Consider the following 13,845-nt stretch of genomic DNA (forward strand, 5'->3'; position numbering starts at 1 on the left):
ACTCTTTTTCACAGAATACTTTTTACAGGCGGACGACGAGACCCCATGGCCACTCCCAGCGCTAGCTCTTATAACGCAGACGCCATCGAAGTCCTCTCGGGCCTCGACCCGGTGCGCAAACGCCCCGGCATGTACACCGACACCAGTCGGCCGAACCACCTGGCCCAGGAAGTCATCGACAACAGCGTCGACGAAGCCTTGGCCGGGCATGCGACATCGGTGCAGGTCATCCTGCATGCCGATCACTCTCTGGAAGTCAGCGATGACGGCCGTGGCATGCCGGTGGATATTCACCCCGAAGAAGGTGTCTCGGGTGTCGAGCTGATCCTCACCAAGCTTCATGCGGGCGGCAAGTTTTCCAACAAGAACTACCAGTTCTCCGGCGGTCTGCACGGGGTGGGTATTTCCGTGGTCAATGCCTTGTCGACCGAAGTCCGGGTGCGTGTAAAACGTGACGGCAACGAATACCAGATGACGTTCGCCGATGGGTACAAGAAAACCGACCTGGAAGTGATCGGCACTGTCGGCAAGCGCAACACAGGCACCAGCGTATTTTTCGCGCCGGACCCGAAGTACTTCGATTCACCGAAATTCTCCATCAGCCGCCTCAAGCACGTACTCAAGGCAAAAGCTGTTCTATGCCCGGGGCTGCTGGTCAGTTTTGAAGACAAGGCCACCGGCGAGAAAGTCGAATGGCATTACGAAGACGGGCTGCGCTCCTACCTGGTAGACGCGGTCAGCGAATTCGAACGGCTGCCGAACGAGCCGTTCTGCGGCAGCCTGGCCGGTAATAAGGAAGCAGTCGATTGGGCGTTGCTGTGGCTGCCTGAAGGCGGCGACAGCGTCCAGGAAAGCTACGTCAACCTGATCCCGACGGCCCAGGGCGGTACGCACGTCAATGGTCTGCGGCAGGGTTTGCTCGATGCGATGCGCGAGTTCTGCGAATTTCGCAGCCTGTTGCCGCGCGGTGTGAAGCTGGCGCCGGAAGATGTCTGGGAGCGCATTGCGTTTGTCCTGTCGATGAAGATGCAGGAGCCGCAATTCTCCGGTCAGACCAAGGAACGCCTGTCATCCCGTGAAGCAGCGGCATTTGTTTCCGGTGTGGTCAAGGACGCCTTCAGCCTGTGGCTCAACGCTCACCCGGAAATGGGCCTGCTGCTGGCGGAATTGGCGATCAACAACGCCGGCCGTCGTCTGAAGGCCAGCAAGAAGGTCGAGCGCAAGCGCATTACTCAAGGGCCGGCGCTGCCGGGCAAGCTCGCCGACTGCGCCGGGCAGGATCCGATGCGTTCCGAGCTGTTCCTGGTGGAAGGTGATTCCGCTGGCGGTTCGGCCAAGCAGGCGCGGGACAAGGAGTTTCAAGCGATCCTGCCGTTGCGCGGCAAGATTCTGAACACCTGGGAAGTCGACGGCGGCGAAGTGCTGGCCAGCCAGGAAGTGCACAACATCGCCGTGGCCATCGGGGTCGATCCGGGCTCGGTGGACATCGCCCAGCTGCGTTACGGCAAAATCTGCATCCTCGCCGACGCCGACTCCGACGGTCTGCACATTGCCACGTTGTTGTGCGCCTTGTTCGTCCAGCATTTCCGTCCACTGGTGGATGCCGGCCACGTCTACGTCGCCATGCCGCCGCTGTACCGTATCGACCTGGGCAAAGAAATTTACTATGCCCTGGACGAAGCCGAGCGCGATGGCATCCTCGATCGTCTGGTCGCCGAGAAGAAGCGCGGCAAGCCACAGGTCACCCGATTCAAAGGTCTGGGTGAAATGAACCCGCCGCAATTGCGCGAAACCACCATGGACCCGAACACGCGGCGCCTGGTGCAGTTGACGCTGGAAGATTTCGACGCCACCTCGGAAATGATGGACATGCTGCTGGCGAAAAAACGCGCGGGTGATCGCAAATCCTGGCTGGAGTCCAAGGGCAACCTGGCCGAGGTTCTGGGCTGATGCGATTGGGCTGGGCCCTGACGTGTGTGTTGCTGCTGACCTCGGTAACGGTTTCGGCGGAGCCTGCACCCCAATTGCGCCTGTTGTCCGAGCATGCCGTCGACGGCATGCGCGGCGGCAATCTGTCGGGTCTGGCCCAATGTGGCAAGGATCTGTGGACTGTTTCGGATCGGGACGATGATCAAATCTATCGCCTGGATACTCGCAGCCCTACCTGGCAAGCCGAAAGCGTGCGCATTGACATACCCGTGGCACCTGACAGCGGTTTGCCCTGGGGCTTGCGTTCGCGGACCTGGGCGGCATCGTTCGTGCGGGGCGGGTACCTGGATTTCGAAGGTATTGCCTGCGACAGCGCCGGTAATCGTTACATCGTCAGCGAAGCCCGTGCCGCGGTGCTTCAAGTACCGCCATTCGGGCCTGCGTCCTGGCTGAAAATCTCGCCAATGCTGGTACGCGAAGCACGGGCCAGCGGTATGTTGCTGCACTTCAATGGGGTGTTTGAAGGGTTGGCGATCAATCCGGCCGGTGACACGCTGTGGCTGGCCGCCGAACGTGAGCGTCGCGGTTTGTTGATGATCAAGCGCCAGCAAACGCTCTGGGACTGCAACGGTAGATGTGTGCTGCTGAGTGAGGCTGGGGTGGAAATGCAACCCGCGCAATTTCCCAAGGCCAGAGCGCGCTCCCGGGATTTTGCCGATCTGTCGTTGTTTGACGGCAAATTGTTTACCCTGGAACGCAATGCCTTTGAGGTTTGCCGTCGCGATGCGGCCACGGGCGAGGTCGAGCGCTGCTGGTCGTTTGCCGCCGAAGCCTTGCAGGAAAATCGTCGTTATTCACAGCCCTTTGGGCTGACGGAAGCGTTGATCGTGGACGCCGATGGTGCCTGGATTGGTATCGACAACAATAATGGCGCGCGCGTCGACGGCGAGAAACGCCCGATTGTCTGGCGCTTTGCTGCGCCTGAAGGTGGCTGGAGTGCCAAGCCATGAGTCAGCAACCGCCAGGCAAACGCGCCGGTCGAGTATTGATGGTACTGGCCTGGTGCGCGGCGTTGTTTCTGGCAACACGGTTTTTCGGTCAATGGGAGGAGCGCCAGCAAAACCCGAATGGGGTGGTCAGCTCCGAGCAGGGCGAAGGCTTTATCGAAGTGAAGCTGATCAGCAACAGTCAGGGGCATTTTGTCGCCACTGGCCAGATCAACGGCCAGCCGGTGGATTTCATGCTCGACACCGGCGCGACCGACGTGGCGATCCCGGCCGAATTGGCCGAGCGACTGAAACTGGAAAAAGGCTTCGCGGTAACCCTGAGCACGGCCAATGGCTTGAGCGAGGGTTATCGAACCCGGCTCGACCGCCTGCAACTGGGCGACATCGTGCTGCGTGACGTTCGCGCGCTGGTGGCGCCCGGTTTGCACGGCAATCAGGTGCTGCTCGGCATGAGCGCCCTGAACAAACTTGAATTTACCCAGCGCGGTGGCACCATGCTGCTGCGCCAGACAACGAACCGATGAGGCCCGCATGAGCGACTCCCTTGATCTCAGCCTGGACGGTGTAGAACGCCGCTCGCTGGCTGACTTCACCGAAAATGCCTACCTCAACTACTCCATGTACGTGATCATGGACCGTGCCCTGCCGCATATCGGCGACGGTCTGAAACCGGTACAGCGGCGTATCGTCTATGCCATGAGCGAGCTGGGGCTGGACGCCGATTCCAAGCACAAGAAATCGGCGCGTACCGTTGGTGACGTGCTCGGCAAGTTCCACCCGCACGGCGATTCGGCCTGCTACGAAGCCATGGTCCTGATGGCCCAGCCATTCAGCTATCGCTACACGCTGGTCGACGGCCAGGGCAACTGGGGTGCGCCGGACGATCCGAAGTCCTTTGCCGCCATGCGTTACACCGAAGCACGGCTGTCGCGTTATTCCGAAGTGCTGCTCAGCGAGTTGGGCCAAGGCACCGCCAACTGGGGTCCTAACTTCGATGGTACGCTGGAAGAGCCGTTGGTGTTACCGGCCCGTTTGCCGAATATCTTGCTCAACGGCACCACGGGTATCGCCGTGGGCATGGCCACCGACGTACCGCCGCATAACCTGCGCGAAGTCGCGACCGCTTGCGTGCGCTTGCTCGATGAGCCCAAAGCCACCGTCGAGCAGCTCTGCGAACACATCCAGGGCCCGGATTACCCGACCGAAGCGGAAATCATCACGCCCCGCGCCGACCTGCTGAAAATCTACGAAACCGGTCGCGGGTCGGTGCGCATGCGCGCCGTGTACCACATCGAAGACGGCGATATTGTCGTGACGGCGCTGCCGCATCAGGTCTCTGGCGCGAAAGTGCTCGAGCAGATCGCCGCGATGATGCAAGCCAAACCGTCGAAAGCGCCGCAAGTCGCGGATTTGCGTGACGAATCGGACCACGAGAACCCATGCCGCATCGTGATCATCCCGGTCAACAGCCGGGTCGATCATGACGCGCTGATGCAGCACCTGTTCGCGACCACCGAGCTGGAATCCAGCTACCGGGTCAACATCAACATCATCGGCCTCGACGGCAAGCCGCAGCTCAAGAACCTGCGCGCGTTGCTGGTGGAATGGCTGGAATTCCGCGTACAGACCGTGCGTCGACGTCTGCAATTCCGCCTGGACAAGGTCGAGCGTCGCTTGCACCTGTTGGACGGTTTGCTGATTGCCTACCTCAACCTGGATGAAGTGATCCACATCATCCGCACCGAGGAGCACCCCAAGGCCAGCCTGATCGAGCGCTTCGCCCTGAGCGAAATCCAGGCCGACTACATTCTCGATACCCGTTTGCGTCAATTGGCGCGACTGGAAGAAATGAAGCTGCGTGCCGAGCAGGATGAATTGCTCAAGGAGCAGGCCAAGCTGCAAGCCCTGCTGGGCAGCGAAGCCAAATTGAAAAAACTGGTACGCAGTGAACTGATCAAGGACGCCGAAACATATGGCGACGACCGTCGTTCGCCCATCATCGAGCGTGCCGAAGCCAAGGCAATGACCGAACACGATCTGTTGCCGAACGAGAAAGTGACCGTCGTGCTGTCGGAAAAAGGCTGGGTTCGCTCCGCCAAAGGCCACGAGATCGATGCCACCGGGCTTTCCTACAAGGCTGGGGATGGCTTCAAGACCTCGGCGGCTGGGCGTTCCAACCAGTTTGCGGTGTTTATCGATTCCACCGGTCGCAGTTATTCGGTCGCCGCCCACACCTTGCCCTCGGCCCGTGGCCAGGGCGAACCGCTGACCGGTCGCCTGACGCCGCCGCCAGGGGCGAGTTTCGAATGCGTGCTGATGCCGGAAGATGATTCGCTGTACGTGATCGCGTCCGACGCCGGTTACGGATTCGTGGTCAAGGGTGAAGACCTGCAAGCCAAGAATAAGGCGGGCAAGGCCCTGTTGAGTTTGCCGAACAACGCCAAAGTGATTCTGCCGCGTCCGGTAGCCGATCGTGAGCACAATTGGCTGGCCTCGGTGACCACCGAAGGTCGCCTGCTGATCTTCAAAATCAGCGATCTGCCACAATTAGGTAAAGGTAAAGGGAATAAGATCATCGGGATTTCCGGTGAGCGTGTTGCCAGCCGCGAAGAATATGTCACCGACATTGCCGTTTTGCCTGAAGGTGCCACGTTGGTGCTCCAGGCCGGAAAACGCACCTTGTCGCTAAAGGCGGACGACCTCGAACACTACAAAGGTGAGCGTGGGCGCCGCGGTAACAAACTGCCACGTGGCTTTCAGAGGGTGGATGCGCTGTTCGTCGAAAACCTCAATTAAGCGTCCTAGAGCGCTCGATCTGCGATTTAACGCGTAGATCGACGCTTTGCCGCTGGAGTCGGAACGCATATTCACGGATGATATGGCCTTTCAAGCGCCGGCGTGGCCGAGCGTTCTTCATATTTTTTGAGTATTTTCACTATGGCTAGCCTTGTGGCAGCCACCTGGATGGGACGATGACTGCTCTGCGCCTTCCTTTTATTTTGATGCTCGCCGGCGTACTTGGCCTGGCGGGTTGCAGCGTTCACCAACCGGTGTCGCTGTATCAACTGGACAGCGGAAGTCCGGCTCAGCCTGCGCAAAGCGCCGGCATGGCGGTATTGCTTGGCCCGGTGACGGTTGCCGACTACCTGCAACGCGAAACCTTGTTGCAGCGTCAGCCCGATGGCAGCTTGCAAGCTTCGGTCGATGGTCGTTGGGCCGGCAGCCTGTCGTCCGACATCGATCAGCTGTTGCTGCGTCAGGTTGCTGGCCATCTGGACAGCCAGCGCGTTGTCCTGGCACCGGCGACATTAGGTTTCACACCGGATGTTCAGGTGCTGCTGACAATCACGCGACTGGACTCGGGTGCATCGCAACCGGCGATCCTGGATGCGCAATGGCGGCTGATCGATCGTCGTGGTCAGGTGCGTGATAACCGTATCATTCATCTGCAGGAACAGCACACCGGCGGGACTGCGGCTCAGGTTCAGGCTCAAGGTGTGTTGCTGCAGCGTCTGGCCGAGCAGCTGTCGACGGCGCTCAAGCCACTGGCGAACCAGCCGCCGATCGCCGAAGCACCTCGCAAACCAGCTGCCAAGCCTGTGACACCGGCAGCAGGGCCAGAGAAGCAGCAGAAAATTCCGATGGCTTCGCCGATTCGCACGGATATGGAAGTGTTCAGGTTCTAAGCCTGGATTGATCCAAAGCAAAGCCCGCCATTGATGCGGGCTTTGTTGTTTCTGCAGATTGGTCGTAGCAGCTGCCGAGCCACTGAGCATTCCCACGCTCTGCGTGGGAATGCAGCCCGTGACGCTCTGCGTCACATCGCAGCCAGGTTCTGAATATGAGGTGGGGCTTGGAGCGCGGAGCGTCCCTGGAGGCATTCCCACGCAAAGCGTGGGAACGATCAGCCCGCAGACGATCACTCATCTGCGGGCTTCTTTACAGCCGAGGCTGGCGTTACGCCCGGCGTTCGTGCATCCGCGCCAGTTGCCGCTCCAGCATCGACGGATAAGGCTCCATCAAGCGCTCTACGCAGCATGCGCCTTCTGGGCTTGCGATCGGGCGGATTCGCGCACGCTGGCGAATCAGCGCGTCGTCATTGATCTTGCGCTCCACCAGCAGCAGGTTGCGGCTGTGTTGCGACAAGGCTAATGCATCCTGAGCGGTTTCAGTCAGCAGCAAGTCGATCTGGCTCAAGCCGAACAACTCGTCACCCAGCGTCAGACCCAGCTGCAATTGCAGGGTGATGCCGCTGTCAGCGACTTCGATCTGCAACTGATGACCCAAGGCGCGCAGCAACTCGCCGCAGCAGATGGCGTTGGTCAGGTAATCGTCGCCGCTGTCTTCGCTGTGGAACAGCATCAGCGTGCTGCCATCATTCAATGTGTGCAGTTCACTCTGGTAAAGCGATGCGGCCTGATCGAGGCAATCGCGATATCGCTTCAGCAGCTCTTCCAGGCGTGCGCGGGGCAGGCGGCGCAGTTGATCTTGCGCACCCAGCTGCACAGCCAGTACCGCGCTGTGCTGCGGCAGGTTCGAGACGTGCGGCTTGATGACGGGTTTCGGTGCACTGCCTGTCGTGTCATCACGCAGATCGGCAAACGGATCTTCGTCATCCTCATCGTCTTCGACGGTGCTGACAGTGCGTCGCGGCGCAGGTTTGAGGCCAGCGACAGGCCTGGTTTCGTCGAAACCTGGATCGCGCAGGTTACGCACCTCGAAGGCCGGCTCGTTATCGTCGGCATCTTCGTAGTCGCCGTCGTCGTATTCAGGTTCCGGCGCAGGTTCCGGCTCGGCAGGCTCCGGCGCGAAATTGGCGTGCAGCTGGCGAGCGAGGTCGCCGACCTCATCCTGACGCTCGGTGGCCGGGGTGTATTCGTCGATATTGCGCAGCCATACCCGCAATTGCAGCAGCGGCGTAGAGATATTGCGCCCCAGGCGCAGGCTCAAGGCCAGAGACAGCGCCAGCAGAATCGCACTCAGAATGCCCATGCTTTGCAGGCTGATGGTCATCGGTTGCTGGAACTGATCCATGTCCAGGCTGATGCGCAGTTGCCCGGCAGTCACGTCCTGGAAAGTGATTTTGCTCTGGTACATGCCTTCTGCTTCGCCCAACAGGCCGTGCTTGGGACGCTGACCGGCTTCAGCGAGGATACGGTTATCCACGCTGTAAATGGCCGCGTGGGCCACCAGTTTGTTCTTGGTCAGGTTGTTGAGCAGCACGTTCAGGCTGAGGATGTCATTGGACACCAACAGCTCCGTGGCCGAGGTCGCGGTCTGGGTAGTCAGGCTTTCACCCAGGGCATCCGCCTGCTCGTGCATGGCCTGCTTGAACTGCAAACCCATCACGCCGGCATAAATGACCAGGGCCAGGGCGACCAGGATCACGTTATGGCTGGCAATGCGCAATGCGATCGGTACACGGCGATGACGCAGTGCACGAAAGATCAACAGAAAGAAGTTATCGGTTTTTACTGGCGTGGGCCGGTTCACTTGAGCTCGGCTCTTTAGTCCGTGAAGTTGACGCGCAGTATAGCGACAGGCCATAGACCGTCAAAGCGCTCGCGGTGTCCGATGGTCACTGAAAATGGGTAGAATGCGGTTTTTTTCCACCTGCGGGGGTGCGCCTTGCGCGAAATCGTCCTGATAAACATCACGGGAGTCGACCGTCCGGGTCTGACTGCGGCCATTACCGGCGTTCTGGCACAGGGTGGTGTGAACATTCTCGACATTGGTCAGGCGGTGATCCATGACACCCTGTCGTTCGGCATCCTGGTTGAGATTCCTGATACCGAACAAGGCAATTCGGTACTCAAGGACATCCTGTTCAAAGGCTATGAGCTTGAGCAACAGGTGCGTTTCACGCCGGTGTCCGAAGAGGATTACCAGTTGTGGGTCGGCAATCAGGGCAAGAAACGCCACATTGTCACTTTGCTAACCCGCAAGGTCACCGCCGAGCAACTGCAGCGTGTGAGCTCGATCACCGCCAAATATGGCCTGAACATCGACCATATCGATCGCCTGTCCGGGCGCATGCCGCTGGACACCCCGGCGGACAAGGGCAAGGGCTGCATCGAGTTTTCCGTACGTGGCGAAGCGGCCGACCCGCAAGCGCTGCGCGCCGAATTCCTCAGCGTCTCTCAAGAGTTGAATGTCGACATCGCCTTCCAGGAAGATTCGCTGTTCCGCCGTAACCGCCGTCTGGCGGTGTTCGACATGGATTCGACGCTGATCGAAGCCGAAGTCATCGATGAACTGGCCAAGATCGCCGGTGTGGGTGACCAGGTGTCCGCAATCACCGAGCGAGCGATGGCCGGTGAGCTGGATTTTCGCGCCAGTTTCAAGGAGCGTCTGGCCTTGTTGCAAGGTCTGGATATCAGTGTGCTGGAATCCATCGGCGCCTCACTGCGTTTGACCGAAGGCGCCGAAACCCTGTTTGCCGAACTTAAGCGTCTTGGTTACAAGACGGCAATTCTGTCGGGCGGCTTCAGCTACTTCGCCAAGCAACTGCAGGCCAAGCTGGGCATCGATTACGTGTTCGCCAACGAACTGGCGGTGGTCGATGGCAAAGTTACCGGCGTGGCGGTCGAGCCGATTGTCGATGCGCAGCGCAAGGCGGATCTGCTGCGTGAGCTGGCGCATAAGGAAGGCTTGCGTCTGGAACAGACGATTGCCGTCGGTGACGGTGCCAACGACCTGCCGATGCTGGCGATTGCCGGGCTGGGTGTGGCATTCCGTGCCAAACCGCTGGTCAAGCAATCGGCGAAACAGGCGATTTCCACCCTCGGGCTGGATGGCGTGCTGTATCTGCTGGGGTTCCGGGACCGCGACGGGCAGCTCTAAGAAGATCAAAAGATCGCAGCCTTCGGCAGCTCCTACATGGGTATGTGAACGCCAGTAGGAGCTGCCGAAGGCTGCGATCTTTTGCTTTTGGGCTCCCCGTTACAGCGACTTCCACAACGAATCGAATTCTTCCGCTACCCCGGCCACGCTGCTCCCCGCGGCGTTTTCGTTTCCGGCAGTCCCAAGCGAGCGGCAGGCAAACAGATTGAAGCTGTTGGTGCTCGCTACCCGGCGCTCCAGCCTGGCCCGGCGTTCCTCGCCGTTGGTATTGATCAACACCTTATTGCCTTCCTGGAACGGCAGGCGCGGCGTGAGCAGAGTGGCCGGCAGGTCAATGGCGCTGATGGCGGGCAGCAATAGCCCGCGCAAGTACTGACTATGCTCGCCGTGGGATCGGATCAGTTGCAGGCCGCAGGGTTCGGCGTAAGGCGCGACTTGCTCGATACCCATCTGCGTGCCGCCGCCCCGTACCTGGCGGATCCAGCGCACCGTTGCAATGCTCCAGCCTTGGCCGGCAATATCCTCCAGACCCACTATCTCACCGGTCTGCAGCTCGGCGGGCACTGCGCCAGGCCAGGCCAGGCAATAACCACCAGGGCTGTGATTGATCACCGGCAGCACATAGGTCGGGAAATGCTGCTGGCGGTCAGTCGCCTCATGACTGTCATCGTTTTGGAAATGTGGGTATTCAATCTCTTCATAGGGCAGCAACGTATCTGCGGTGCCATGAGGCGCGGCGTCGAAGGCCTGGCTCCATTGGTCTTTGGCGCGAGCTGTGGGGTTGCTCGCCGAAAACCGCGCGGGGCGGGCGCCGGGTTTTTTCAGGATGTCGTTGAAGGGGCGTCGCCCGCCCACATAAAAGTGCAAAGCGCTCATGCCCACGCACAGGGTCAACGTGCCATGCCCGACAGTGCGATGGAAACTGCGCTCGGCAGCCTGGCCCCAGGCGGCATGCAGGTGTTGCAGCGTATCCAGATTCAGCCCCGCAGGCACGAGCAGCGACGATACTTTGTCGGCCGTCTGCTGCAGATGGTTTTCGATAGCCACGACCAAGGGGTGCGGGTCGATCCCCAGCAAATTCTCCTGTTGTTCGGTGGAGAATTTGGAGCGGTAGCGCGGCCCGGTATCGAGATTCGGGGCGATGGCAAACAGCCCGTTGTCGGGTTTGGCCGGTTGCAGCTTGATCCACTGGCTCCAGGGTTCGAGCACCTCGGCGAGCCGGGCGATCTGGTTCTGGCGCAGTTGATTGCAGCGTGAAGCCCCTAGCAGAAGGGCGACGACGTAGGTTTGCTCGATGCTCAGCTTTTGCGTCTGGCTGGCCAGTTCATCGCGCACATTCAGATTTTGCAGTTGGAACTGACAGCCAATCCGATACAGCTGATGCAGTTCCAGCCACAGATTTTCGGGCACCGGGCAATAGAGTTCGGTGGCGCGGATCAATGCGCCGTTCAGGCAATGGATTGCCCGCTGCAAAGCCTGGGTCAGCAGCGGCGCGCGGTCTTTGCTCAAGCGCGGCGTGACGCGAATGACGATTTGCTTGTAGCCGATCGCCAAATGGCTCTGCAGTGCCTGGCACAGGTTGGCGACCTTGCGCGAGCGCTCATCGAGCACAATCGCCTGATGCAGGAAATGCCGCTCCAGGTGTTTGCAGACGTAATACACCTCGGGCCGCAACAGTTCGAGCAATTGCAGGCGATTGTCGCTGGGGGTGAGCAGTTGATTCAGTTCGCTCAAGCCTTGATACAACTGGCGAGCAGTCTCGCCGATGTTGGCTTTGGGCAGGTTGGCGATCCAGCGCTTGAGGTCGCGAGGCGTGGCTTCGCAGAAAGACAAACGCGACTGTGTCGGGATTGGTGCGCGTAGCAGCAAGACGGGATTGGTCTCATTCATGCCGTAAACAAACTCCGACCGGGAAATGGGCAGTGAATGACTTGACTGTAGCAGCTATGAACGGGGAGGGAGTATCGCGATATTTACGTCACGCTTGCCTTCGTAGGCGCTGTCGAAGGCTGCGATTTTTTTTCAGAGCGCGCCGAAGATCAAGATCAAAAGATCGCAGCCTTCGGCAGCTCCTACAGGGGGATACGCCGCCCGGAAGAAAAATCCGTTGCGGCGACTCAGGATCAGGCGCTTGGCAAGCCGATGCCCTGGCCCATCTGCACTGGCGAAAGAGCGCCCAGCCCTTCAGCCCATTTCACTTGATCCGGCCCGAACAGCACGACCGCCGTAGAACCGAGTTTGAAGCGACCCAGTTCCGCGCCTTTCTCCAGATGGATCGGCGCACGAGCCGCTTCGTCGTAGCGGAAGGTTTTCAGCTCGCGCTTGGGCGGCGTGATCAGCCCGGCCCAGACAGTTTCGATCGACGCCACAATCATTGCGCCTACCAGTACCACGGCCATAGGGCCACGTTCGGTGTCGAAAATGCACGCCACACGCTCGTTGCGAGCGAACAGCTCCGGTACGTTTTCAGCAGTGGTCTGGTTGACCGAGAAGATGCGGCCGGGGATATAGACCATCTCACGCAGAGTGCCAGCCAGCGGCATATGCACGCGGTGGTAATCCTTGGGCGACAGGTAAATGGTGGCGAAATCGCCGCCCATGAATGGCGCTGCGTTGGCCGCGTCACCACCGAGCAGTTCCAGCACGCTGAAGCTGTGGCCCTTGGCCTGGAAAACGCGACCGTGTTCGATCGGGCCGAGCTGGCTGACGGCACCGTCGGCCGGGCTGAGGATCGCCCCTGGGGTTGGGTCCAGCGGACGGGCATCGTCTTTCAAGGCGCGGGTGAAGAACGCATTGAAGTGCTCGTAAGCCGTCAGGTCTTCGACCAGTGCCTGGGACATGTCCACTTGATAACGCTTGGCGAACCAGGCAGTTAAGGCATTCTTGAACCAGCGCACGCGGCATTCGGCAATGCAGCCGGCCAGTCGCGAGAGCAAGTGATGGGGCAGCAGGTATTGGCTAAGGATAAACAAACGCTTATTCATTGACTGTCCTTGAAAAACTTAAATCTCTACGGGCGTGTCGGGATGGTTGCCCCATTCGCCCCAAGAGCCGGCGTAACCTTTGACTCGCGGATAACCGAGCGACTTGGCTACTAGATACGTGAAGCCAGAACGGTGGTGAGTCTGGCAGTGGGTAATGACTTCTTTGTCTTTGCTGATACCAAGTTGTTCCAGGATTTTTGGCATGTCGGTGCGGATGCGCAGGTTGCGCGTCGGATCCATGCCAGCTGTCCATTCGAAATTGACCGCGCCCGGAATGTGCCCGCCCTTGGCCGCCAGCACTTTATCGCCAGAGTATTCCAGCGGTCCGCGTGCGTCCCAGATTGCCAGGTCAGCGGCACCGAGACGGCTTTGCAGGTATTCGCGGGTGGCGATGGGTTCGTCGTGCAGGGTCAGGGCAACCGGGCCGCCGACCGCTGGCGGGATCTGGATCGACATGGGCATGCCTTCTGCGAGCCAGGCCGTCAGACCACCGTTGAGATAGTGGTAATGGCGGTGGCCGATGACATCCAGTAGCCAGATAAAGCGCCCGGCCCAGCCGCCGCCTTCGTCGTCATAGACGACATAGACCGCATCGGGGTTATGGCCCAGTTCACCGAACAATGCTTCAAGCGCGGCTTGGGTCGGCAGCAGGCCTGGCGCAGGCGCCTGACCCAGTTGAGTACGTTTTGGGTCGACAAAGCGTGCCCCGGGGATATGCCCGGCGGCATAGCGGGCGCTGCTGGTCAGGTCCACCAGAATCAGTTCGCGGGAGTCGAGACGCGGGAGCAGCTCGCTCGGCTCGATCACCAGCGCCAAGCCAGAGAAGTCAGACATGTGAGGTCTCCAGAGCACAAAGGGGGAGGATTGTAGCGCAGCGTCACGAAGGCCTGTTATCAGTTATTTCTGCACGGGCTTGTGGCGAGGGGGCTTGCCCCCGTTGGACTGCGAAGCAGTCCTAAAACCTACAACCTCATTCTGCCAGGCACACTGCATCCACTGGATTTGCGACTGCTTCGCAGCCGAACGGGGGCAAGCCCCCTCGCCACAAACACTGCATTTGGCACGTCCTTTTCTTAACTGAC

10 protein-coding genes are annotated in these 13,845 nt (G+C 59.9%); 6 read left to right on the forward strand and 4 right to left on the reverse strand.

From position 1 onward, the window contains the following. Nucleotides 1-45 precede the first annotated feature (45 nt). The 5 genes from parE (at nucleotide 46) to FHW68_RS15745 (ending at nucleotide 6,622) form a co-directional block, all read left to right on the forward strand. Nucleotides 46-1,950, forward strand: coding sequence for a DNA topoisomerase IV subunit B (parE, locus tag FHW68_RS15725; RefSeq protein WP_095634761.1), 1,905 nt, complete (start codon nucleotides 46-48; stop codon nucleotides 1,948-1,950). Next, the gene (locus tag FHW68_RS15730) at nucleotides 1,950-2,939 is read left to right on the forward strand and encodes an esterase-like activity of phytase family protein (RefSeq protein WP_183681179.1); all 990 of its coding nucleotides are present in this window, start codon (nucleotides 1,950-1,952) and stop codon (nucleotides 2,937-2,939) included. The genes parE and FHW68_RS15730 overlap by 1 nt, the downstream gene beginning before the upstream one ends. Continuing rightward, nucleotides 2,936-3,460, forward strand: a complete 525-nt coding sequence (locus FHW68_RS15735) for a TIGR02281 family clan AA aspartic protease (protein ID WP_095634763.1) — start codon at nucleotides 2,936-2,938, stop codon at nucleotides 3,458-3,460. The genes FHW68_RS15730 and FHW68_RS15735 overlap by 4 nt, the downstream gene beginning before the upstream one ends. Nucleotides 3,461-3,467: 7 nt before the next feature. Further along, complete coding sequence (gene parC / locus FHW68_RS15740; RefSeq protein WP_095634764.1) at nucleotides 3,468-5,732, forward strand: DNA topoisomerase IV subunit A; 2,265 nt, start codon at nucleotides 3,468-3,470, stop codon at nucleotides 5,730-5,732. A 176-nt stretch (nucleotides 5,733-5,908) separates the two neighbouring features. Next, entirely contained in the window at nucleotides 5,909-6,622 is a 714-nt protein-coding gene (locus FHW68_RS15745) for a membrane integrity-associated transporter subunit PqiC (protein ID WP_095634765.1), read from the forward strand. A 271-nt stretch (nucleotides 6,623-6,893) separates the two neighbouring features. Here the strand turns inward: FHW68_RS15745 and FHW68_RS15750 are convergent, their stop codons facing one another. Continuing rightward, a complete protein-coding gene (locus FHW68_RS15750) occupies nucleotides 6,894-8,429 on the reverse strand; it encodes an AhpA/YtjB family protein (protein ID WP_183681181.1) in 1,536 nt (511 codons plus the stop codon). A gap of 135 nt (nucleotides 8,430-8,564) precedes the next feature. Here FHW68_RS15750 and serB point away from each other — a divergent pair, with 135 nt between their 5' ends. Beyond that, on the forward strand, nucleotides 8,565-9,779 hold the full coding sequence (gene serB, locus FHW68_RS15755; protein ID WP_095634767.1) for a phosphoserine phosphatase SerB: 1,215 nt from the start codon (nucleotides 8,565-8,567) through the stop codon (nucleotides 9,777-9,779). A gap of 99 nt (nucleotides 9,780-9,878) precedes the next feature. Here serB and FHW68_RS15760 read toward each other — a convergent pair whose 3' ends face one another. The 3 genes from FHW68_RS15760 to FHW68_RS15770 all read right to left on the reverse strand — a co-directional run bounded on the left by FHW68_RS15760 (nucleotide 9,879) and on the right by FHW68_RS15770 (nucleotide 13,597). Then, nucleotides 9,879-11,669 carry a molecular chaperone gene (locus FHW68_RS15760; protein ID WP_183681183.1) on the reverse strand — a complete coding sequence of 597 codons (1,791 nt, stop codon included), beginning with the start codon at nucleotides 11,667-11,669 and terminating at the stop codon, nucleotides 9,879-9,881. A 233-nt stretch (nucleotides 11,670-11,902) separates the two neighbouring features. Next, on the reverse strand, nucleotides 11,903-12,763 hold the full coding sequence (asd, locus tag FHW68_RS15765; RefSeq protein WP_168185146.1) for an archaetidylserine decarboxylase: 861 nt from the start codon (nucleotides 12,761-12,763) through the stop codon (nucleotides 11,903-11,905). A gap of 18 nt (nucleotides 12,764-12,781) precedes the next feature. Next, a complete protein-coding gene (locus tag FHW68_RS15770; RefSeq protein WP_183681186.1) occupies nucleotides 12,782-13,597 on the reverse strand; it encodes a rhodanese-like domain-containing protein in 816 nt (271 codons plus the stop codon). Between the last annotated feature and the right edge of the window lie 248 nt (nucleotides 13,598-13,845).

The sequence above is a fragment of the Pseudomonas sp. Tn43 genome, assembly GCF_014192635.1.
In the GTDB taxonomy this organism is placed as follows: domain Bacteria; phylum Pseudomonadota; class Gammaproteobacteria; order Pseudomonadales; family Pseudomonadaceae; genus Aquipseudomonas.